Annotated in this window: 20 protein-coding genes and 4 tRNA genes; 1 reads left to right on the forward strand and 23 read right to left on the reverse strand. The window is 37.5% G+C overall.

Annotation, left to right across the window (positions count from 1 at the left end):
• Nucleotides 1–12: 12 nt before the first annotated feature.
• Nucleotides 13–831, reverse strand: a complete 819-nt coding sequence (locus tag D0T53_RS00405) for a polysaccharide biosynthesis/export family protein (protein ID WP_163263947.1) — start codon at nucleotides 829–831, stop codon at nucleotides 13–15.
• A 228-nt stretch (nucleotides 832–1,059) separates the two neighbouring features.
• On the opposite strand from D0T53_RS00405, the gene D0T53_RS00410 reads away from it, so the two are divergent.
• Nucleotides 1,060–2,073 (forward strand): SPOR domain-containing protein, encoded by a 1,014-nt coding sequence (locus D0T53_RS00410; RefSeq protein ID WP_163263949.1) that lies wholly within the window; start codon nucleotides 1,060–1,062, stop codon nucleotides 2,071–2,073.
• A 74-nt stretch (nucleotides 2,074–2,147) separates the two neighbouring features.
• Here D0T53_RS00410 and D0T53_RS00415 read toward each other — a convergent pair whose 3' ends face one another.
• From D0T53_RS00415 to rpsU, 22 genes are all read right to left on the reverse strand, one after another.
• Nucleotides 2,148–3,275: a glycoside hydrolase family 43 protein gene (locus D0T53_RS00415; protein ID WP_163263951.1), complete on the reverse strand. Its 1,128-nt coding sequence runs from the start codon at nucleotides 3,273–3,275 to the stop codon at nucleotides 2,148–2,150.
• Between the two features lie 32 nt (nucleotides 3,276–3,307).
• Nucleotides 3,308–4,450, reverse strand: coding sequence for an aldose epimerase family protein (locus D0T53_RS00420; RefSeq protein ID WP_163263953.1), 1,143 nt, complete (start codon nucleotides 4,448–4,450; stop codon nucleotides 3,308–3,310).
• Between the two features lie 25 nt (nucleotides 4,451–4,475).
• Nucleotides 4,476–5,183 (reverse strand): dipeptidase PepE, encoded by a 708-nt coding sequence (gene pepE / locus D0T53_RS00425; RefSeq protein WP_163263955.1) that lies wholly within the window; start codon nucleotides 5,181–5,183, stop codon nucleotides 4,476–4,478.
• A 172-nt stretch (nucleotides 5,184–5,355) separates the two neighbouring features.
• Nucleotides 5,356–5,811: a DUF4293 domain-containing protein gene (locus tag D0T53_RS00430; protein WP_163263957.1), complete on the reverse strand. Its 456-nt coding sequence runs from the start codon at nucleotides 5,809–5,811 to the stop codon at nucleotides 5,356–5,358.
• Nucleotides 5,812–5,814: 3 nt separating this feature from the next.
• Entirely contained in the window at nucleotides 5,815–6,147 is a 333-nt protein-coding gene (locus D0T53_RS00435) for a DNA-directed RNA polymerase subunit omega (protein WP_163263959.1), read from the reverse strand.
• A 96-nt stretch (nucleotides 6,148–6,243) separates the two neighbouring features.
• Nucleotides 6,244–7,089 (reverse strand): outer membrane protein assembly factor BamD, encoded by an 846-nt coding sequence (locus tag D0T53_RS00440; RefSeq protein ID WP_163263961.1) that lies wholly within the window; start codon nucleotides 7,087–7,089, stop codon nucleotides 6,244–6,246.
• 166 nt (nucleotides 7,090–7,255) lie between these two features.
• Nucleotides 7,256–11,542, reverse strand: coding sequence for a DNA-directed RNA polymerase subunit beta' (rpoC, locus tag D0T53_RS00445; RefSeq protein ID WP_163263963.1), 4,287 nt, complete (start codon nucleotides 11,540–11,542; stop codon nucleotides 7,256–7,258).
• Nucleotides 11,543–11,660: 118 nt separating this feature from the next.
• A complete protein-coding gene (gene rpoB / locus D0T53_RS00450) occupies nucleotides 11,661–15,473 on the reverse strand; it encodes a DNA-directed RNA polymerase subunit beta (protein WP_163263964.1) in 3,813 nt (1,270 codons plus the stop codon).
• A gap of 100 nt (nucleotides 15,474–15,573) precedes the next feature.
• Nucleotides 15,574–15,948 carry a 50S ribosomal protein L7/L12 gene (rplL, locus tag D0T53_RS00455; RefSeq protein WP_163263966.1) on the reverse strand — a complete coding sequence of 125 codons (375 nt, stop codon included), beginning with the start codon at nucleotides 15,946–15,948 and terminating at the stop codon, nucleotides 15,574–15,576.
• A 51-nt stretch (nucleotides 15,949–15,999) separates the two neighbouring features.
• A complete protein-coding gene (gene rplJ / locus D0T53_RS00460) occupies nucleotides 16,000–16,518 on the reverse strand; it encodes a 50S ribosomal protein L10 (protein WP_163263968.1) in 519 nt (172 codons plus the stop codon).
• A gap of 15 nt (nucleotides 16,519–16,533) precedes the next feature.
• The gene (gene rplA, locus D0T53_RS00465) at nucleotides 16,534–17,232 is read right to left on the reverse strand and encodes a 50S ribosomal protein L1 (protein WP_163263970.1); all 699 of its coding nucleotides are present in this window, start codon (nucleotides 17,230–17,232) and stop codon (nucleotides 16,534–16,536) included.
• Nucleotides 17,233–17,252: 20 nt separating this feature from the next.
• The gene (gene rplK, locus D0T53_RS00470) at nucleotides 17,253–17,696 is read right to left on the reverse strand and encodes a 50S ribosomal protein L11 (RefSeq protein ID WP_163263972.1); all 444 of its coding nucleotides are present in this window, start codon (nucleotides 17,694–17,696) and stop codon (nucleotides 17,253–17,255) included.
• A gap of 73 nt (nucleotides 17,697–17,769) precedes the next feature.
• On the reverse strand, nucleotides 17,770–18,315 hold the full coding sequence (nusG, locus tag D0T53_RS00475; protein ID WP_163263974.1) for a transcription termination/antitermination protein NusG: 546 nt from the start codon (nucleotides 18,313–18,315) through the stop codon (nucleotides 17,770–17,772).
• Between the two features lie 25 nt (nucleotides 18,316–18,340).
• Nucleotides 18,341–18,556, reverse strand: coding sequence for a preprotein translocase subunit SecE (gene secE / locus D0T53_RS00480; RefSeq protein WP_163263976.1), 216 nt, complete (start codon nucleotides 18,554–18,556; stop codon nucleotides 18,341–18,343).
• A gap of 13 nt (nucleotides 18,557–18,569) precedes the next feature.
• Nucleotides 18,570–18,642 (reverse strand) — tRNA-Trp (locus D0T53_RS00485).
• Between the two features lie 53 nt (nucleotides 18,643–18,695).
• Nucleotides 18,696–19,883 (reverse strand): elongation factor Tu, encoded by a 1,188-nt coding sequence (tuf, locus tag D0T53_RS00490; protein ID WP_163263978.1) that lies wholly within the window; start codon nucleotides 19,881–19,883, stop codon nucleotides 18,696–18,698.
• A gap of 108 nt (nucleotides 19,884–19,991) precedes the next feature.
• Nucleotides 19,992–20,063 (reverse strand) — tRNA-Thr (locus D0T53_RS00495).
• A 12-nt stretch (nucleotides 20,064–20,075) separates the two neighbouring features.
• Nucleotides 20,076–20,148, reverse strand: a tRNA-Gly gene (locus D0T53_RS00500).
• A 72-nt stretch (nucleotides 20,149–20,220) separates the two neighbouring features.
• Nucleotides 20,221–20,294 (reverse strand) — tRNA-Thr (locus D0T53_RS00505).
• A gap of 92 nt (nucleotides 20,295–20,386) precedes the next feature.
• Nucleotides 20,387–20,686: a ribosome hibernation-promoting factor, HPF/YfiA family gene (gene hpf / locus D0T53_RS00510; protein WP_163263980.1), complete on the reverse strand. Its 300-nt coding sequence runs from the start codon at nucleotides 20,684–20,686 to the stop codon at nucleotides 20,387–20,389.
• 24 nt (nucleotides 20,687–20,710) lie between these two features.
• Nucleotides 20,711–21,598 carry a tyrosine-type recombinase/integrase gene (locus D0T53_RS00515; RefSeq protein WP_163263982.1) on the reverse strand — a complete coding sequence of 296 codons (888 nt, stop codon included), beginning with the start codon at nucleotides 21,596–21,598 and terminating at the stop codon, nucleotides 20,711–20,713.
• Nucleotides 21,599–21,662: 64 nt separating this feature from the next.
• The gene (gene rpsU, locus D0T53_RS00520; RefSeq protein WP_163263984.1) at nucleotides 21,663–21,854 is read right to left on the reverse strand and encodes a 30S ribosomal protein S21; all 192 of its coding nucleotides are present in this window, start codon (nucleotides 21,852–21,854) and stop codon (nucleotides 21,663–21,665) included.
• Nucleotides 21,855–21,900 lie beyond the last annotated feature (46 nt).

Below are 21,900 nucleotides of genomic sequence, written 5' to 3' on the forward strand. Positions count from 1 at the left end.
TTTCTTTTCCTATTAATTAGTATTAAGTACAATAACAATAATACTGAAGATGTAACTTACAGCTGTTGTTATTACAGTTAAGTTGAAAGATTTTTGTGTTCCTGAACCCGAATCTCGTTGTTTTTCTTTATTAGGTGTAACATATACCACATCTCCTTGCTGAAGGTAAAAATGTGAAGAAGAAAACATTTCCGACGAAGTTAAATCTACTCTATAGTACTGAGTATCTCCTTTATTATCTCGTCTGATCACTAATACATTTTCCCGCACCCCATGGGTTGTTAAATCTCGAGCTGCAGTTATTGCGTCTAAAACCGTTACATATTGACTTTTAAACTCATATTTTCCAGGAGAGTTAACTTGTCCAAGCACCGACACAGAAAAGTTCATTAGCCGAACAGTCACTATCGGATCTTTCACATATTCTTCGAGCTTTAAAGTTACATAAGCCGTAATTTCTTCGGTTGTTTTCCCCTCAACATACACACGTCCTAACCCCGGCATATTAATACTTCCATCAGCATCTACTATGTATGTCTGTAAAGTTTGGCTTTGCCCTACAGTACGCCCTATTTTTACATCCGGCATTGAAGAAGACGTAGACGACACCATTGGCAGATTAAACCCAGCAACAGCCTGTGGATCTCTCGCCGAGACGACAATTGATAATTCATCATCTACTTTTATTTTAACAGGGCTAAAATTTTCAGGCTTGTCAAAGAATCCCTGATTATTCTTATCAATATCTTCAAAATAGCTTATACCCTTAGGCGTAGAACACGCAAATCCTATCCAAGCTAGAATAAGGCTAAACAGTAGAATTTTTTTCATAATTTATATAATACAATATCCTATGGTTATTAGAAAACAAACGTGAATAAAACAGTTTTATTGTAATTGGCGAACTTTTAATTAATATTTATTACTAGTGAAAACCAACACCAAAGCCTTTTTCAAAAAAGAACAAAGATAACTTCTAAAATCGAGTTATCAACATACTGTTAATAAAAAAATGTAGAAAAAGAACCCGATACATTACTTTCTAATTATATTTGTAAAATGAAAGATTTAGTATCTCATATCGAATTTTTAATCCTTGAACATGAATATGTAATAATACCTGATTTAGGTGGCTTTATATTGAACAAAGAGTCGGCATATGTTGGCTTTAACGGACAAATAATGCCTCCCTCATTCAGCTTGGGTTTTAATGCCGAACTCCGTTTCAATGATGGTTTATTGGTAGAATCATACATGCAACAATACTCTATTTCGTACGATTCTGCACTAAATAAAATAAACTATGCAGTTAACGAACTGAAAGTTGTATTAAACAGTAAAGGCTCTTTTGATTTCGGAAGCTTAGGAACACTTAATTTATCTGACGAAAATAGGATTTTATTTACTCCCATTTCAAAAGTTTTCAACAACCATCCACGCGTATGGGGTTACTCTCCAATTGCATTAAAACGGCTATCTGAACTATCCTCTGGACATGCAGAAATTTCAGCAAATAAAAAGGCCATTAGAAAATTAAACCTTACTAAAATTTCGGCTATTGCTGGTGCCGCTGCCGTTGCTATACTTCTTTTTTCTACAATATCATTTAGCGATGGAGTATTAAACAAAGTACAACAATCGGGATTTATTTCCAACTTATCAATAAAACACGGAGAAACAATACCGAACTATCACTCGAACAAAGATTTTAACAGCGAAAATTTATTTGAAAACAGAAATCAATTCATCATTACTAATTCTCAAAAAGACGAGATAGTAGTCAATGGCAATACTACAACAGAAGCAAAAATAGAAACTATTGAACCTGTTAAAATCGAAAGAAATAAGCAATATTATATCATAGTAGGTAGTGACACACAAAAACCACAAGCAAACAGATTGTTAGCTAAATTCAAAAATAAAGGCTTTAGCAATGCTAACATTGTGAACTCGTCAAATCGTTATCGAATATACGTAGCTTCTTTCTTTAACAAAGATGAAGCCAACAGATATCTGAATGAATTTCGAACAAAAAATCCGTATTTAAAAGACGCCTGGTTATATACTAAATAAAAAGACAAAACAATAAATGCTTCTCACAGAGAAGCATTTATTGTTTTACAGATATAATAATCATCAATCGTCTTTTAGTCAAAATCATTCAACGACCATCTATCCATCCATTTTAAAACAGGCTTGTTATCCTCAAATAATATTGGCAACCACACATATCTACCATCAATAGGATTAGATGGAATCCAGCGATCGCCCATATATACAAATAAATTTTCCTTCCCTTGCACATGCAGAATATAAGTGCTCTGCGAATGAAATGTTAGCTCTGAATCTTCACCTCTACACGGGTTAGGATGTTGAGACCATGTTCCAAAAATAGAAGAAGCCGAAAACATACGTGCCTCATTTGGTTTCCAACCTGTACAACCCGAAGTTATCATCCAATAAACCCCATCTTTCTTAAAAATTGCCGGAGCTTCATTGTATTTTGCCGGAAATATTCGAATATATTTACCTGTATAGCCCAAATAATCATCAGTTAATTCTGCTATCTGTAATGTAGCATTATCTTCGGACGAATATATGTGATATGCTTTACTATCATCATCTACAAACAAAGTCATATCACGAGACATTTGTCCTCCTTTAAAATCGCGTCGAAGAAACATTCCATTCTCCATTGCCCGAAGCCATTCAGGAGTCCAAGACTTAAAGTCAGATTCCTTTTTGTTCAACTTCTTTTGAGAATCCGGTATGTTAATGGGCCATATTCCGGCATTTACTCGTCCGTTTTTAACTAAAACATAGGGCCCCGCAGCATTATCACTAATAGCTACACCAACATGAGCAGCGTTATATCCTTGACCTTTAAGTTCGAGATGAAAATACATTACAAACTTACCTGTCTTCTCATTAAAAATAACCTTAGGTCTTTCAATAATACATCCCTTTGTTATAGAACTATTCTTATCGTCAGAAACAGGTAATGCAATCTGCTCAAATGTCCAATCATATAAATTAGTAGATGAATAACATGTCACTCCCACCAACGCATCATTTGAGTGTTCTCCTTTATGCTCCCCAAACCAATAGTAAGTTCCTTTATGATAAAGAATTCCTCCTCCATGAGCATTTATTATCTTACCATCGGTATCGAACCAAAGTTTGCCCGGATAAAAACTCTTTTGCTTTTGCGCATGTAATACTATTATGCTTGCTAAGCCTATTAAAAATAGGCTTAGCAACTTTGACTTGTTCATAATCTATAATAGAATTGAAACTAAAATCCCAATTATTTTTTCACAGAGAATTTAAAGATAGTATGGCTCTCATACTTTTCTCCGGGACGAAGCGTTGCCGATGGCCAATCCTTCTTATTAGGAGCATCCGGATATTTTTGAGTCTCGAGGCAAACACCTACCCTTTGTTGATATGTAACACCTTGTTTTCCTTTAACTGTACCATCTAAAAAGTTTCCTGCATAAAACTGAATACCCGGCTCTGTAGTATAAACATCTAATACAATACCGCTTTTAAGAGATTCCAGTGTTGCCGCCACTTTTGCTATATCACCATTAGTATTTAATACCCAATTATGATCATATCCATTTCCATTTTTCAACTGATCGAATTCGAAATTATCAATACGACTACCAATAGCTGTTGGTACACGAAAATCCATATCAGTACCTTCAACCGTAAGAATTTCACCTGTAGTCATGAACGTGGTATCAACAGGAGTATAACTATCAGCATTTAAGGTCAGTAACCAATCTTTGCTACTAACTGTAGCATCTCCATCTAAATTGAAGTAAGAGTGATTAGTCATATTTATAATCGTAGCTTTATCTGTTTCTGCTGCGTATTTAATATCAATTGCATTATCTTCTGTCAATGTATAAGTAACTTTACAATCTAGATTACCGGGATAGCCCTGTTCTCCATCTTTTGCTAAATAGCTTAATTCTATAGTTTTATCATCTATTTGCGTTGCATTATACACTGCATACTGAAAACCTTTTGGTCCGCCGTGTAGCGAATGCCCGAAGTTATTGATAGGCAACTGAAAATGCTCCCCATCCAATTCGAAATGTCCCTTATTTATACGATTTGCATAACGACCAATAGCAGCACCAAAATCAGATGGTATATTCAAATAGTCTTGAATTGAATCGAAACCAAGAACCACATCTTTCATTTGTCCATCCTTATCCGGAATCATTATCGATACTATACGTGCCCCAAAATTTGTTATACAAACTTCCATGCCTGCCGAATTCTTCAACACATACAAATCTGTACCCTTTCCGTTTGTTTCTGTTTCAAAGTTTTTCTTATCCAAGCCCGATAAAGTTAATTCTGGAGCTGCTTTTTTCTCTGTACAACTAAACGCCAAAACAGACGCTGCAAATAATGCTAAAAATGTTTTTTTCATGATTTATAATATTATATAAGTTAGATTATTTCAATAAAAAGCTAAAATCGTCACCACTACTTAATTCCTCTGTTTGTTTGCCGTACTTAAATATTCGAGCTGTTTTTTCGCCTTTCAATCTAAGCACCCCCTGATCAAAGTGTAACATTGTACCTTCCCTCAAACCCACAACATATATATCTTTATTTTCGGCAACAAACTCCATTATGCGCATTTCTCGGGTTTCTCCTCCATGCCCCACAGGGTTCGTATCTAAATAGTGTGGATTAATCTGAAAAGGTATAAGTCCTATTGTATCGAATCCTTTCGGATCTATTATAGGCATATCATTTGTCGTGCGTAATGTTGGGCATGCAACATTCGATCCTGCGCTCCAGCCAATATATGGAGTACCACCCTCTACTTTCGACTTTATTACAGACATCAAATTTTCATCATGAAGCATTCTAACTAATTTCCATGTATTTCCTCCACCCACAACTATAGCATCTGCTTCCTGAATGGCTTCACGAGGATTATCATAGCGATGTATACCTTTTACTTCCTGACCCAACTCCCGAAATCGGGCATTTACCCGTTCTTCATATTCATCATAAGAGATAGTTATTGCAGCATAAGGAATAAAGACTATTTTTAATGAATCCTTTCCTAAGAAAGAAGCAATTTCATGTTTCGGGTAATCTAAATACTCTTCTCCCGGATTTGTAGAATTACTAAGCAAAAGTAATTTCATAGCACTAAAAGATAATAGATTTGATACAAGCAAAAACCTTAAATTTACAAATATAATTATTTAAGGCAAAAATGCGTTTTTTAATACACTAATAAATTTGCAATACTAAATAAAAAAGCCCGGATGATACTTTTCAACCGGAGCTCTATATTTTAATCCACACAAAAGATTTTTATCTGATTCGATCTAGCGAACGAACAAGTTTTTCATCTGATTTGATCTTCAATTGTGCCAACACATTAAATATTAATGATATAAACGGAAGTACTACACCGTATTGAACTGTCTGAAAATCGATATTTGCTGAACCCTGCCCCGAACATGAATAAACAGCTATAGTTACATATAAAAACAGGATTAAAACAGTATTAACTGAACATATCACTATTTGTTTCTTCCTGTTTTTATACAAAAAGATACAGATAAAAGCCAATAACGTTATCAAACCCATTATAGAAACTACTCCCCATGTTGCAAGCACCTTTTGAGACTCCAAAAAAACTCCAAGACTTCTCATTTCAAGAAGATTTCCCTGAGCATCCTTAAATATTGCCAATGGAGAAATAGCTGCAACTGCCATCAATACCGAAACTAATAAAAGATATACAGATTGTATACGTTGCAACATAATTTAGAAATTATCTTTGTCTTTATTCGGATTACGGTAGTACAATTTTCCTTCAATATACTCTTGTGCAGCCAATAATGTTGGTTTAGGCAATTTTTCGTAATAACGAGAAATCTCGATTTGCTCTCTGTTTTCAAATACTTCCTCAAGATTATCGCTATACGATGCAAATTCTTGTAATTTACGGTCAAGATCTTGTTTCATTTCAACAGCAATCTGATTTGCTCTTTTTCCCATTATCCTAACCGACTCGTATACATTTTGAGTATCTGCGCTTACTGCCATCATATCACGAGTTACAGTAGTAGCAGGAGCATTCGATTTTTTATAATCCATAATATATTTATTATATAATCTTTATGTTAATTTTCAATCCGCTTTACACGAGCCTGCATAGTAAAGATTAAAATGCATTAACTCTTAAAACGCTTTTTATTCTTTAGATGAAGAAGCATCTGCTCCCGTACCTAATTCTATTTGCTCGCCCAGTTCCTGTAACGATGCTTTATAGTATTTAGTTACTTCATCTTTATATTTACCTTCCGGAAACATATTCAGATAGTTATAATATTCATCAATAACATCTCTAAATCGTACTGATTTACGCGCATCAATACTGTTAGCTGCCAACTCGTAACGAGATCTTACTACAAGTATCTGAAACTCTTCTGCTAATTTCGAAAACGGATAAACCCGTAACGACTCACGTGCTGTTATAACACAAGCTTCGTAATTATTACCCATGTAGTTTCCCAAATTATAGTATAGTCGGGCTGCCATATAATCCTTATATGCTAACTTATCCTGTAATTCGAACATATATTCCTGAGCTAACTGAACTTTATCGCTCTGTGGATAATATTCAAGAAAGTTTTGAAATTCCTGAATAGCCTTGTATGTACTCGACTGATCTAAACGAGGATCAGGCGAATCCAAGAACATGCTATATGCAGCTGAAAACCTTGCATTTTCGGTATATTCTCCTTTCGGATAAGTAGTATAATAGGTTTTATAGTACTGAGTTGCCGTCTCGTAATTTTTATCGTAATAAAAGGCCTGCGCTAAAAGGAATAACGACTCTTCAGCTTTTGATGTTCCTTTAAATATGGGAACTAATTCTTCAAGTAAAGTGATAGTTCGTCCATATCTCTTCTCTTCATAATACTTCTTAGCATAAGTGTATTTTAACTCATAATCTGAACTTTTCAGTATCTTATTATATTCGCCACAAGAAGCTAATAATAGAGAAAAAATAAAAATATAAAGAATTTTCTTCATCGTGCTTTGAGTTGTTTATTTATGCGCAAATGTAAAGAAAGCCTTTTGTTTATCGAAAAAAAAACATTCAATTTATAGTTTATTTCGAAACTGTGTTTCAAAAAGAGAAGCATAGGTTTAATATGCTTCTCTTTTATTATCTAAAAGATTAAAATATACTAATAAATTACTCTACAGTATCGATATCAACTACAGTTCTGCGATTAGCCGAAACCCTGTCGAAATCTTCTTTTGCTCCGACAACAAGTTTTTCAAACTCTCGTTGTCCTGTACCGGCAGGAATTAAACGTCCACAAATAACGTTCTCTTTCAAACCATCTAAACGGTCAACTTTAGCATTAATTGCAGCATCGTTCAATACCTTAGTAGTTTCCTGGAACGACGCAGCCGACATAAAGCTGGTTGTTTGCAGAGCCGCGCGAGTAATACCTTGCAGAATTTGATTAGCTGTAGCAGGTATTGCATCACGAACTTCAACCAAACGTAAGTCACGACGTTTCAACATCGAATTCTCATCCCTTAGTTTACGGGCAGTTACAATCTGTCCTTGCTCGAAAGTTGTAGAATCTCCTGCATCAACAATCACTTTCTTACCCCATATACGGTCGTTTTCTTCCATCACATCGTTCTTGTCAACAACCTGTTGTTCAAGGAATCGAGTATCTCCCGGATCTACAATTTCAACCTTGCGCATCATCTGACGTACGATTACTTCAAAGTGTTTATCATTGATCTTCACACCTTGCAAGCGATATACGTCCTGAACTTCATTTACAATGTATTCCTGAACGGCTGTTGGCCCCATAATAGCGAGAATGTCTGATGGAGTAGTTGCTCCGTCTGATAGAGGCATTCCGGCTCTAACAAAGTCATTTTCCTGAACAAGTATTTGTTTCGATAGAGGCACAAGATATTTCTTAACCTCACCAAGTTTCGAAGTTACAATAACCTCGCGGTTACCACGCTTAATTTTACCGAACGATACCTCTCCATCAATTTCCGACACTACGGCAGGATTAGAAGGATTACGAGCTTCGAACAATTCGGTAACACGAGGAAGACCTCCGGTAATATCCCCGGCTTTACCTACTGCACGAGGCATCTTAACAAGAACATCCCCTGCAATCATTGTATCGCCTTCTTCTTTTATTACGTGGGCACTTAATGGTAAACTGTATGTTTTAAGAACATTACCTTTCTCGTCCAAGATTTGAGCTTCAGGAGCTTTTGTCTTATCACGCGATTCTATAATGATTTTTTCTCTTAAACCTGTTTGTTCATCCGATTCAACTTTGTAAGTAACATTCTCGATAAGGTTTTCGAACTTGATACGTCCGGTTACCTCCGAAATAATTACCGCATTGAACGGGTCCCATTCACAAATCACATCACCTTTTTTAACTGTGGCGCCGTTTTTAAAGTATAGCTTAGCACCATAAGGTATGTTGTGAGTAAGTAATACAATATTTGTATTTGGATCTACAACACGAAGTTCAACCAAACGGCTTACAACAACCTGATGTTTTTTACCATCTTCACCGGTCACATCTACAACACGAAGATCATCTATCTCCAGTATACCGTCGTATTTGGTTGTTATGTTACTTTCTGTTGCAATATTCGAGGCAATACCCCCTACGTGGAACGTACGAAGTGTAAGCTGTGTACCCGGCTCTCCAATAGACTGTGCAGCAATAACACCAACAGCTTCACCCTTCTGTACCATATTACTTGTGGCAAGATTACGTCCGTAACATTTAGCACAAACACCACGTTTAGATTCACAAGTAAGTACCGAACGAATCTCAACACGTTCGATTGGTGAATTTTGAATAAATTGAGCTGCGTCTTCTTTAATTTCTTCGCCCGATTTCACAATAACCTCTCCTGTTTGAGGATGTTGTATATCATGAACCGATACACGACCCAGAATACGTTCGTATAGTGAAGCAACAACCTCTTCGTTGTTTTTCAACTCTGTACAAACAAGTCCGCGCAATGTACCACAGTCTTCTTCGTTGATAATTACATCTTGCGATACGTCAACTAGACGACGTGTTAAATATCCCGCATCGGCTGTCTTCAATGCTGTATCGGCAAGACCTTTACGCGCACCGTGGGTAGAGATAAAGTACTCTAACACAGACAAACCTTCTTTAAAGTTAGAAAGGATTGGGTTTTCAATAATCTGACCACCTTCTGCCCCACTCTTTTGTGGTTTAGCCATCAGCCCCCTCATACCCGAAAGCTGGCGAATCTGTTCTTTCGATCCACGAGCTCCGGAATCCAACATCATATATACCGAATTGAAACCTTGATTATCCTCAGATAACTGTTTCATCAAAATGTTAGATAAACGGGAGTTTATATGTGTCCAAGTATCAATAATCTGATTGTAACGTTCGTTGTAAGTAATGAATCCCATGTTATAGTTATTCATTATCTGTTCAACTTCGTCGTATCCTTTCTGAACAAGTTCTTCTTTTTCTTCAGGAATAATCACATCTTCAAGGTTAAACGATAGTCCACCTTTGAATGCCATAGTATATCCTAAATCTTTAATATTATCAAGAAAATCAGCAGTTTTAGCAACTCCTGCTAACTTAATAATATTTCCGATAATATCCCTTAGTGATTTTTTAGAAAGTACCTCATTAATAAATCCAACTTCCGAAGGCGTAAACTGATTAACTAAAATACGGCCAACTGTAGTTTCACGCATAATAAGAGCTTCTTTTCCGTTTTCGTCCAAGTCTCTTACATATACTTTTACTAAAGAGTGAATATCAACTTTCTTCTCATTATATGCAATGATTGCTTCTTCAGCACCATAGAAAGTTAACCCTTCGCCTATTGCTCCGGGACGTATTTTTGTTATATAATACAATCCCAAAACCATGTCCTGCGAAGGCACTGTAATAGGTGCTCCATTAGCAGGGTTCAAAATATTATGCGAAGCAAGCATCAACATTTGTGCTTCAAGCACAGCCTCATTACCTAAAGGTAAGTGCACCGCCATCTGGTCACCATCGAAGTCGGCATTGAACGCCGTACAAGCAAGAGGGTGCAACTGAATAGCTTTACCTTCAATCATTTTTGGCTGGAAGGCCTGTATACCTAAACGGTGAAGCGTTGGGGCACGGTTAAGCAGAACAGGGTGACCTTTCATTACGTGTTCAAGAATATCCCAAACAACAGGTTCCTTTCTATCTACAATTTTCTTTGCAGATTTAACTGTTTTAACTATTCCACGCTCAATAAGCTTACGAATAACAAATGGTTTATATAGTTCGGCTGCCATATTTTTAGGCAAACCACACTCATGCATTTTCAATTCGGGACCAACAACAATAACCGAACGAGCAGAATAATCGACACGCTTACCTAACAGATTCTGACGAAAACGTCCTTGTTTACCTTTCAAACTATCCGAAAGAGATTTCAACGGACGGTTAGCATCAGTCTTAACAGCACTGGATTTACGTGAGTTATCAAATAACGAATCGACAGCTTCTTGAAGCATACGTTTTTCGTTACGCAAAATCACATCCGGAGCTTTAATATCAATTAGTCTTTTCAGACGATTATTTCTGATAATAACACGACGATAAAGGTCGTTTAAATCCGATGTTGCAAAACGTCCTCCATCAAGAGGAACAAGCGGACGTAATTCTGGTGGAATAACCGGAACAATTTTAACAATCATCCATTCAGGACGGTTCTTTCCTTTAGAACCACGGAAAGCTTCAACAATCTGAAGTTGTTTCAACGCTTCGTTTTTACGTTGTTGCGAAGTATCGGTATTTGCTTTATGACGCAAATAGTTAGCTTGCGAATCTAAATTAATCCGAGCCAACAAGTCATAAATAGCTTCCGCACCCATTTTAGCGATAAACTTATTAGGGTCTGTATCGTCTAACATTTGGTTTTCTTTCGGAAGCGTATCCAATATATTCAAGTATTCTTCTTCTGTAAGAAGATCTTTTTCAGCTACACCATCTTCAGCTTTAATACCAGCCTGTATTACAACATAACGCTCGTAATAAATTATTGAATCAAGTTTTTTAGTCTGTATTCCAAGCAAATAACCTATTTTATTAGGTAATGAACGGAAATACCAGATATGAGCTACAGGCACAACTAAATGAATGTGTCCGGTACGTTCGCGACGCACCTTCTTTTCTGTAACTTCTACACCACAACGGTCGCAAACGATACCCTTGTAACGTATTCTCTTATATTTTCCACAATGACACTCGTAGTCCTTTACAGGCCCGAATATACGTTCGCAGAAAAGACCGTCACGCTCGGGTTTGTAGGTACGATAATTTATTGTTTCGGGTTTCAAAACTTCTCCGCTCGATGCTTCGAGTATTTCCTCTGGTGAAGCAAGACTGACGGTAATTTTTGAAAAACTACTCTTTACTTTAGTATTCTCTTTCCTAAAAGCCATATTACTTTTTGTCTTTAAAAGCTGTTAGCTATAAGCTATGCCAATAGCTATTTTTATTAGAGTATCTAGAAACCGCCGGCCAACAGCACAACCATGCTGTTGGCCACGGCTATTAAGTTTAATCAAGCGTTACGCTTAGTCCAAGACCTTTCATTTCGTGAAGCAATACGTTCAACGATTCGGGGATGCCAGCTTGTGGCATAGGATCGCCTTTAACAATAGCTTCGTAAGCCTTAGAACGTCCCATTACGTCGTCGGACTTAATTGTCAGGATTTCTTGCAAGATATGGGCTGCACCAAATGCTTCAAGTGCCCAAACCTCCATCTCTCCAAAACGTTGTCCCCCGAACTGAGCCTTACCTCCAAGTGGCTGTTGCGTAATAAGTGAATAAGGACCAATTGAACGGGCGTGCATTTTGTCTTCAACCATGTGACCCAGTTTCAGCATGTAAATGATACCCACTGTTGCCGGCTGGTCAAAACGATCGCCTGTTCCTCCATCGCATAAATATGCTTTACCATAACGGGGCACACCTGCTTTATCCGTCCATTCGTTCAAATCGTCAAGACTTGCACCGTCAAAAATAGGAGTAGCAAATTTAACACCTAATTCTTTACCTGCCCAACCTAGCACAGTTTCGAAAATCTGTCCAAGGTTCATACGTGAAGGCACCCCTAGAGGATTCAACACGATATCAACAGGAGAACCATCCGGTAAGAAAGGCATATCCTCTTCGCGCACAATACGCGATACGATACCTTTATTTCCGTGGCGACCCGCCATCTTATCTCCAACCTGTATTTTACGCTTTTTAGCAACATAAACTTTTGCTATCTGAACAATACCCGAAGGTAATTCGTCCCCGATAATCAAATCAAAACGTTTACGTTTAAGCTCGGCATCCAATTCTTTATACTTACGCAGATAGTTTACAATAACATCTCTGATAAGTCCATTCTTGTGCTCATCCGATGTCCAACTGCTAACTTGTATAGTCTCGTAATCAATATTATCAAGCGCACTTTTTGTAAATTTAGCACCCTTAGCTATAATTTCGACATTAAGATAATCCTTAACGCCTTCCGAAACCTTACCATCAGTCAGTGCCAAAATCTTATCAACCAAGATTGACTTTAATTCCGACATCTTAACTTCGTATTCTTCGTCAAGTTTAGGTAATAAAGCTTTGCTCGAAAGTTTTGTTTTACCTTTCTTCGCAGCTTTAGAAAATAGATTTGTACCGATAACAACACCGTTTAACGAAGGAGAAGCTTTTAACGAAGCATCTTTCACGTCTCCGGCTTTATCTCCGAATATAGCACGAAGAAGTTTTTCTTCGGGCGAAGGATCCGATTCTCCTTTAGGTGTTATCTTACCTATAAGAATGTCTCCGGGGCCGATACGTGCTCCAATTCGTACAATACCTCTTTCATCCAGATCTTTTGTTGCATCTTCGCTCACGTTCGGTATATCAGAAGTTAACTCTTCAACCCCACGTTTAGTATCACGTACCTCTAATGCAAATTCTTCAACATGGATAGATGTAAAGATATCCTCACGTACAATCCGCTCGTTCAATACAATCGCATCCTCGAAGTTATATCCCTTCCAAGGCATGAATGCCACTTTTAGGTTTTTACCTAAAGCCAATTCACCGTCTTCGGTAGAATAACCTTCTGTTAATATCTGGTCTACTACAACTCTATCGCCCTTCCTACATATAGGACGAAGGTCGATTGTCGTATTTTGGTTAGTCTTACGGAATTTAGGAATGTTGTAAGTTTTAACAGCATCGTCAAAATTTACAAAATCTTCATCCGCAGTTCTGTCATATTTAATTTTTATAGTATTTGCATCTACATATATAACTTCACCTGTTCCTTCTGCTACAATCTGTGTACGAGAATCGCGGATCAATTGACCTTCGATACCTGTACCTACAATAGGAGACTCGGTGCGCAACAATGGTACTGCCTGGCGCATCATATTAGAACCCATCAATGCACGGTTAGCATCATCATGCTCAAGGAAAGGAATCAAAGATGCAGCTATTGATGCAATTTGCGTAGGCGATACGTCCATTAACTCAACCTCTTCGGGCGCAACCAATGGATAGTCTGCATCCTGGCGGGCTTTTACACGGTTACGTATAAAAGAACCATCTTCCGACAAAGGAGCATTGCCTTGTGCTATGATTTTTTCTTCCTCCTCTTCTGCAGCCAAATATACGATACCGTTCTCCGACAAATCAACCTTGTGGTTTTCTATTTTACGATAAGGAGTTTCAATAAATCCTAAGTCGTTAATTTTTGCGTAAACACAAAGAGATGATATCAAACCAATATTAGGCCCTTCAGGAGTTTCGATAGGACACAAACGCCCATAATGCGTATAGTGCACGTCACGCACCTCAAACCCTGCTCTTTCGCGAGAAAGACCACCAGGTCCTAATGCCGACATACGACGTTTATGAGTTATCTCAGCCAACGGATTGGTTTGATCCATAAACTGCGACAAAGCGTTAGTACCAAAGAACGTATTAACAACCGAAGATATTGTTTTAGCATTAATAAGATCGACCGGAGTAAACACCTCGTTATCACGAACATTCATACGTTCGCGAATAATACGTGCCATACGGTTAAGCCCAACACCAAATTGGTTATAAAGCTGTTCTCCAACTGTACGTACACGACGATTACTCAAGTGGTCGATATCATCAACTATTGCTTTCGAATTTATAAGTTCGATCAGATATTTGATGATCTCAATCATGTCTTCTTTTGTCAAGACACGAATATCTACATCGGTCGACAGATTTAATTTTTTATTTAATCTGTAACGTCCAACTTCACCCAAATCATAACGTTTTTCAGAGAAAAACAAGTTATTTATAACCTCGCGTGCACTTGTATCATCAGCCGGCTCAGCACTTCTCAGCTGACGGTATATATGACGAACGGCATCGATTTCCGAGTTACTAGGGTCTTTTTGTAATGTATTATATATAATAGTATAATCAGAGCTGTTCTGACTTTCTTTATGTAAAAGAATTGAAGAAACTCCCGACTCCAATATTGCGTCAAGATGATCTGCTTCTATTATAGTCTCACGCTCAATAATAACTTCATTACGTTCAATAGATGTTACCTCACCGGTATCTTCATCAACAAAATCCTCCATCCATGTTTTCAAGATACGGGCAGCCAATTTACGGCCTATAACTTTTTTCAGATTTTGCTTAGTTACTTTCACTTCTTCAGCCAAGTCGAAAATTTCAAGGATATTCCTATCACTTTCGAAACCGATGGCTCTCAATAAAGTTGTAACCGGTAATTTCTTTTTACGATCAATATATGCATACATCACATTATTAATGTCTGTTGCAAATTCGATCCATGAACCTTTAAAAGGTATGATACGTGCAGAATAAAGTTTTGTACCATTAGCATGCTGGCTTTGACCAAAAAACACGCCTGGAGAACGGTGTAATTGAGAAACAACAACACGTTCTGCTCCATTGATAACAAAAGTTCCTTTTTCTGTCATATATGGAATTAATCCAAGATATACATCCTGAATTACAGTATCAAAATCTTCATGATCAGGGTCTGTACAATAAAGCTTTAATTTAGCTTTCAAAGGTACGCTATATGTCAATCCTCGCTCAACACACTCATCAATAGTGTAACGTGGGGGATCAATAAAATAATCCAAAAACTCTAAAACAAAGTTGTTACGAGTATCGGTTATCGGAAAATTTTCAGCGAAAACTTTGTACAGGCCTTCTTTTTTTCTTTTTTCGGGTGGGGTGTCAAGTTGTAAAAAGTCTTGAAACGACTTTAATTGTACTTCAAGAAAATCCGGATAGTGAAGTGGATTCTTAATTGAAGCAAAATTTACTCTTTTTTGATTTATTGTTGAAGACATGGAATACTCTATTTTATGAACTTATTATTTTTGACGCAAAAAGGTTAAGAACCCTTTTTAATCAGGGTTCCTAACCAAATATCCTGGTTACAGGTTGTGTTTACTTAAGTTCAACTTCAGCTCCAGCTTCTTCTAGTTGTTTTTTCAATGAATCTGCTTCATCTTTACTTACATCTTTTTTCAATTCGCTAGGAGCAGCGTCAACTATATCTTTAGCCTCTTTCAATCCGATACCAGCTAATTCTTTAACAGCTTTTACCACTGCTAATTTGTTTGCACCAGCCGATTTAAGGATTACGTCGAAAGAAGTTTTCTCTTCTGCAGCAGCGTCTCCACCCGCAGCAGGAGCAGCAACAGCAACAGCTGCAGCAGCAGGCTCGATTCCGTATTCAGTTTTAAGAATCTCAGCAAGTTCGCTAACTTCTTTTACAGTCAAATTTACTAATTGTTCAGCAAAAGCTTTCAAATCTGCCATTTTTATAATGTTTTAAAGTTGTTATTACTTCGTTTTGTTTAATGTATAAATTTATCTTTTTGAAAGGGTTTCCAATACTCCATGAATAGTGGATCCTCCCGATTGTAGAGCTGAAATAACGTTTTTCGCTGGAGCTTGCAATGCTGCAATAACATCCCCGATAAGTTCGTTTTTGCTCTTGATGTTTACTAGTGCTTTAAGATTGTTAGCTCCTATATAGAAACTTTCTTGAACATAAGCAGCTTTAAAAGCAGGAATACCTGTCTTTTTATCTGCGAACTTCTCTATAAGCTTAGCAGGCGCATTAGCAACATCAGAAAACATGATAGCTGTATTTCCCTTCAAAACAGGTGTTAATTCAGAAAAATCTGTATCAAGCGATTCTAATGCTTTTTGCAGCAAAGTATTTTTCACAACCACCAATTTGATGTCTTGTTTAAAACACTCACGTCTTAACTGACTAGTCTTATCTGCATTTAAAGATTCGATATTAGTCAAGTAAAAGTTACCATATTCTTTTACGGTAGCCGCAATTGTACTTATAATAGTGTTTTTATCTTCCTTTCTCATAATTCAAATCATTTTTTAGATTTCCTCTACAGTCTTAGGGTCTATTTTAATACCCGGGCTCATAGTACTTGAAAGAAATACACTCTTAACATAAGTACCTTTTGCTGCAGCCGGTTTCAATTTGATAAGCGTAGCAATAAATTCTTTCGCATTATCCCTGATTTTATCCGGAGAGAAAGATACTTTTCCTATAGAAGCATGGATGATACCCGCTTTATCAACTTTAAAGTCGATTTTACCAGCTTTAACCTCAGTTACAGCCTTTGCTACATCCATTGTTACTGTACCACTCTTTGGGTTAGGCATTAAACCCCTAGGCCCTAAAACACGACCTAAAGCACCTATTTTTCCCATTATAGCAGGTTGTGTAATGATCACATCAATATCTGTCCAACCTCCTTTGATTTTCTCGATATACTCGTCTAATCCTACGTAATCCGCACCGGCTTCTTTAGCAGCAGCCTCTGCATCAGGAGAACATAACACTAGAACTCGTACTTGTTTGCCTGTACCGTGAGGTAGAGATACAACACCTCTTACCATTTGGTTAGCTTTACGAGGATCAACACCCAAACGAACATCGATATCAACCGATGCATCAAACTTAGTCACTGTTATTTCTTTAACTAAAGCCGATGCTTCTTTGAGTGAATAAGATTTCCCTGCTTCAATTTTACTGAAAGCTAACTTTTGATTTTTTGTAAGTTTACCCATTTCTCTCAATTGAAGTTTAGTTATTGAACATCAGGGAAGGCCCCTTTTACTGTAATCCCCATACTGCGAGCCGTACCTGCAACCATTTTCATAGCTGCTTCAACTGTAAAGCAATTCAAGTCAGACATTTTGTCTTCAGCGATAGCCTTAACCTGATCCCAGGTAATTTCCGAAACTTTTTTACGGTTTGGTTCAGCTGATCCGCTTTTCAATTTAGAAGCTTCAAGCAATTGTACTGCTACAGGTGGATTTTTAACGATAAAATCAAAAGACTTGTCGGCATAATATGTTATTACCACTGGTAATACTTTGCCGGCTTTGTCCTGAGTTCGGGCGTTAAATTGCTTGCAAAAATCCATAATATTAATCCCCTTCGAACCCAATGCAGGTCCTACAGGAGGAGATGGATTTGCTGCACCGCCTTTAATCTGTAATTTTAATTGCCCAGCAATTTCTTTAGCCATTTCCGTTCTTTTTAATTAAATTTTGATTTTAAATCAACTTGGTCTGAATCAGAACTAAATTGCGTAACCAATTTTATTGTTCTTTTTCAACTTGCATGTAGGTTAGTTCTAACGGAGTTTTACGTCCGAAAATTTTAACCATAACTTTGAGTTTCTTCTTTTCGACATTTACCTCTTCTACAATGCCAGAAAAACCACTGAAAGGACCATTAGTCACTTTCACATTTTCGCCAACAAAGTATTGTACATCCATTTCCCCATTTTGCTCTTCCAATTCGTCCATAGTACCGAGTATACGGTTTACTTCCGATTGTTTAAGAGGCTGTGGGTTTGCAGCATCGGGTAAAAAACCTGCAACATAATTAATATTGCGCAGCTGATGAACTACTTCACCAACCAAAGCTGCTTCTATCAAAATATATCCGGGAAGATAAGCTTTCTCACGTAAAACTTTCTTTCCGTTACGAATGATATAAGTTTTTTCAGTTGGAATCAGAACCTGAGAAACGTATTTCCCAAGATCTGTTTTTTTCATCTCTGTCTCAAGATATTCTTTGACTTTTGCTTCTTTTCCACTAACAGCACGTAAAACATACCATTTTTTTTCAATTTCAGTCATTTTTACATTCTCAAGTTAGAGTAATTCAAGCGTTGCCATCCTTAATTTTAGAAACTCCGTAGATAAAATCCATAACTCCTTGGAATACGGAATCTACGCCAAAAACCACCAATGCCATTATGAGGGAAGCAATCATAACAACAACGGCACTGCTCGATACTTCGGCCCTGGTTGGCCAAGAAACTTTATAAACAAGCTCGTTATAAGAATCCTTTATCGAATTAATTATTTTTTTCATCATAATGCAAGTTTTGCACGGGTTGAGAGACTCGAACTCCCGACACCTGGTTTTGGAGACCAGTGCTCTACCAACTGAGCTAAACCCGTAAAAATTAAAGCCGGCTTATTTCGTCCGGCTTTAACGGATCAAGAATATCTAATTATTCAACGATTTCAGTAATCTGACCTGCACCTACTGTACGTCCACCTTCGCGAATAGCGAAACGAAGACCTACGCTACATGCTACTGGATAGATCAATTCTACAGTAATAGTCAAGTTATCGCCTGGCATAACCATGTCTGTTCCTTCTGGTAAAGAAATTTCACCTGTTACGTCTAATGTACGTAAATAGAACTGAGGACGATATTTGTTATGGAATGGAGTATGACGACCACCTTCTTCTTTTTTCAAGATATACACCTCTGCTTTGAATTTAGTGTGAGGAGTAACTTTTCCGGGGTGAGTAATAACCATACCACGTTTGATTTCTTCTTTATCGATACCACGAAGCAAAAGACCAACGTTGTCACCAGCCTGACCTTCGTCAAGGATTTTACGGAACATTTCTACTCCTGTAACAACTGATTTTTTGTTTTCTGATCCAAGACCAATAATTTGAACCTCTTCACCAGATTTGATGATACCAGTTTCGATACGACCTGTTGCTACAGTACCACGACCTGTGATCGAGAATACGTCTTCAACTGGCATAAGGAATGGTTTATCAACATCACGTGGAGGAAGTGGAATCCAAGTATCAACATTGTTCATAAGCTCCATTACTTGCTCTTCCCATTGAGCAACTCCGTTTAATGCTCCAAGAGCTGATCCACGGATAACAGGAGTATTATCTCCGTCGAAACTGTAGAATGAAAGAAGTTCTCTCATTTCCATTTCAACTAGTTCTAACATTTCTTCGTCATCAACGATATCACATTTATTCATGAATACAACAAGACGAGGAACGTTTACCTGGCGAGCCAAAAGGATGTGCTCACGAGTTTGAGGCATAGGTCCATCAGTAGCAGCAACTACGATGATAGCACCGTCCATCTGAGCAGCACCTGTTACCATGTTTTTTACGTAGTCGGCGTGTCCTGGACAGTCTACGTGAGCATAGTGACGGGTAGCAGTTTCATATTCAACGTGTGAAGTATTGATTGTAATACCGCGTTCTTTTTCTTCAGGAGCATTATCAATTTGGTCGAATGACTTCATTTCTGAAAGACCGTTTTTTGCCAACACAGTAGTGATAGCAGCAGTAAGAGTAGTCTTACCATGGTCAACGTGACCAATTGTACCGATGTTAACGTGCGCTTTCGACCGGTTAAAATGTTCTTTTGCCATAATAAAAAGTAGTTATTTAATTAATGATTGCTTTTTGTATTGTTTTCAAAACTTTTCAATAAAAAAACTGTTTATTTAAATAAAGGAAACAGTAAAACCAAAAAATAGAGCCCATGACGGGACTTGAACCCGTGACCTCTTCCTTACCAAGGAAGTGCTCTACCACTGAGCTACATTGGCATTAGCAAAAAGAGCGGGAGACGGGGCTCAAACCCGCGACCCTCAGCTTGGAAGGCTAATGCTCTATCAACTGAGCTACTCCCGCATTGTTTGTAAAACAGAGGTTTCACTTTTGCTTCAAACATTTTGACTCCTCTATCAAACACTCTTGTTTTTGAGCCTCTTGTCGGATTCGAACCAACGACCCCGAGATTACAAATCACGTGCTCTGGCCAACTGAGCTAAAGAGGCTTATAGGCATTTGTCGCCGCTCACATTTTCTGTGAAACGGCGACAAAATTAGAAATTATTTTCTTAATTCCAAAACTTTATTTACTTTATTTTTATTTAGCCTGCGATTTTTCTTTAAACTTTACCAACTGTTTTTCCAAAGCCTCCACACTTAAGTCTACAGCCTCCTCAAAACTATCCGCAACCTTGTTTGCGAAAAACTCGCCATTTTTCACATTTAGCCTTACCGAAGCCTCTTTATTATTAGCCACTTCCGGCTTTATCACTTTCAGGATAACCTCTGCATCGGTAATACCATCAGAGTATTTTTCCAATTTCGACACTTTCTTCTCGATAAAACTTCTCAATCTTTCTGCCGCATCAAAATGAAGGGCTTGAATTCTAATTTCCATATTTACCTCCTTTATTTTTCTGTTTCAGGCTCTCGGATGAGCCTTTTTATAATTTTTTTTTAATTCTTCGAACGATGTATGGGTATAAACTTCGGTTGAAGCCAAGCTTGAGTGCCCCAACAACTCTTTTACCGCATTCAATTCCGCTCCATCATTCAACATCTCAGTTGCAAAAGAATGCCTCAGCACGTGAGGACTAGTCTTCGCTAGAGTAGGAATCGTTCCTAACACATCAGTCACTATACGATAAACAAGCATTGGATACAAAGGGTTCCCATTTTGTCTGACAAAAAAGTAGCCGGTTCTATCTCTAACATTTTCATCTCGCATTAAAACATACTCCTTCAACACATTAGCAAAACCTTCGCCAAAGGGAATCAATCGTTGTTTATTCCGCTTACCGGTCACACGTATCTGATTCATCGAGAAATCGACATCCACATCTTTTAAACCAATAAGCTCGGCCCGCCTCATTCCTGTAAGATACAAAACTTCAACAATTAGCCGATCCCTCAATTTCTCAAATTCATCATCATCAGTCCTATCAACCAACACCCCCTCCAAATCGCCATCCGAAACAAACGAAGGAATAGGCTTTGCCACTTTTGGACCAACTAACCTCTTTAACGGATTAACTTTTACTTCTCCAAGTTTGACAAGATACCGATAAAAAGACTTTAATGCGCTCAACTTTCTATTTACCGAACGAGGCTTAACCCCCTCCTCTATCAGATACGCCATCCACCGACGAACGACATCCAAATCAACATCAACAAGCGACACTCCCTCTAAATTTTCGGACAAAAACTCTTCAAACTGAGCAAGGTCTTTTGAATAAGAAATCTCCGTATGTAAAGAATAATTCTTTTCATAACGGAGATAACTTAAATATTTTTGCACCAACGTCGTCATCTATGATTTAGCTTCAAATCCCGATAACGAAGTTAAGGATTTATTTTGTCAAAAACAAGGACTATTACTCCTCCATTCTTCTCAGTTGCTGAACATAAACAGCATGGATTTTTTGTTTTCTGTTTCTAACTGATGGCTTTTCAAAAGCTTGACGACGTCTCAACTCTTTTACGACACCTGTTTTTTCGTATTTTCTTTTAAATTTTTTCAAGGCTTTTTCTATATTTTCGCCTTCTTTTAACGGTACAATAATCATAACTGTAATATTTTTAATTTCTTTTTATTCTAATTATATCAGCCAA

This window comes from Dysgonomonas sp. 216 (genome assembly GCF_010501065.1).
Classification (GTDB): Bacteria; Bacteroidota; Bacteroidia; order Bacteroidales; family Dysgonomonadaceae; genus QVMM01.

Bases quoted from the DNA above. Each gene is read 5' to 3' on its own strand.
- nusG (WP_163263974.1), bottom strand. From the start codon at position 18,315: ATGACTGAAATTGAAAAAAAATGGTATGTTTTACGTGCTGTTAGTGGA.
- D0T53_RS00515 (WP_163263982.1), bottom strand. From the start codon at position 21,598: ATGACGACGTTGGTGCAAAAATATTTAAGTTATCTCCGTTATGAAAAG.
- D0T53_RS00410 (WP_163263949.1), top strand. From the start codon at position 1,060: ATGAAAGATTTAGTATCTCATATCGAATTTTTAATCCTTGAACATGAA.
- D0T53_RS00420 (WP_163263953.1), bottom strand. From the start codon at position 4,450: ATGAAAAAAACATTTTTAGCATTATTTGCAGCGTCTGTTTTGGCGTTT.
- D0T53_RS00435 (WP_163263959.1), bottom strand. From the start codon at position 6,147: ATGGATTATAAAAAATCGAATGCTCCTGCTACTACTGTAACTCGTGAT.
- D0T53_RS00440 (WP_163263961.1), bottom strand. From the start codon at position 7,089: ATGAAGAAAATTCTTTATATTTTTATTTTTTCTCTATTATTAGCTTCT.
- rplA (WP_163263970.1), bottom strand. From the start codon at position 17,232: ATGGGTAAACTTACAAAAAATCAAAAGTTAGCTTTCAGTAAAATTGAA.
- rplK (WP_163263972.1), bottom strand. From the start codon at position 17,696: ATGGCTAAAGAAATTGCTGGGCAATTAAAATTACAGATTAAAGGCGGT.
- tuf (WP_163263978.1), bottom strand. From the start codon at position 19,883: ATGGCAAAAGAACATTTTAACCGGTCGAAAGCGCACGTTAACATCGGT.
- rpoC (WP_163263963.1), bottom strand. From the start codon at position 11,542: ATGGCTTTTAGGAAAGAGAATACTAAAGTAAAGAGTAGTTTTTCAAAA.
- D0T53_RS00430 (WP_163263957.1), bottom strand. From the start codon at position 5,811: ATGTTGCAACGTATACAATCTGTATATCTTTTATTAGTTTCGGTATTG.
- D0T53_RS00405 (WP_163263947.1), bottom strand. From the start codon at position 831: ATGAAAAAAATTCTACTGTTTAGCCTTATTCTAGCTTGGATAGGATTT.
- rplJ (WP_163263968.1), bottom strand. From the start codon at position 16,518: ATGAGAAAGGAAGATAAAAACACTATTATAAGTACAATTGCGGCTACC.
- rpoB (WP_163263964.1), bottom strand. From the start codon at position 15,473: ATGTCTTCAACAATAAATCAAAAAAGAGTAAATTTTGCTTCAATTAAG.
- D0T53_RS00415 (WP_163263951.1), bottom strand. From the start codon at position 3,275: ATGAACAAGTCAAAGTTGCTAAGCCTATTTTTAATAGGCTTAGCAAGC.
- secE (WP_163263976.1), bottom strand. From the start codon at position 18,556: ATGATGAAAAAAATAATTAATTCGATAAAGGATTCTTATAACGAGCTT.
- rpsU (WP_163263984.1), bottom strand. From the start codon at position 21,854: ATGATTATTGTACCGTTAAAAGAAGGCGAAAATATAGAAAAAGCCTTG.
- rplL (WP_163263966.1), bottom strand. From the start codon at position 15,948: ATGGCAGATTTGAAAGCTTTTGCTGAACAATTAGTAAATTTGACTGTA.
- pepE (WP_163263955.1), bottom strand. From the start codon at position 5,183: ATGAAATTACTTTTGCTTAGTAATTCTACAAATCCGGGAGAAGAGTAT.
- hpf (WP_163263980.1), bottom strand. From the start codon at position 20,686: ATGGAAATTAGAATTCAAGCCCTTCATTTTGATGCGGCAGAAAGATTG.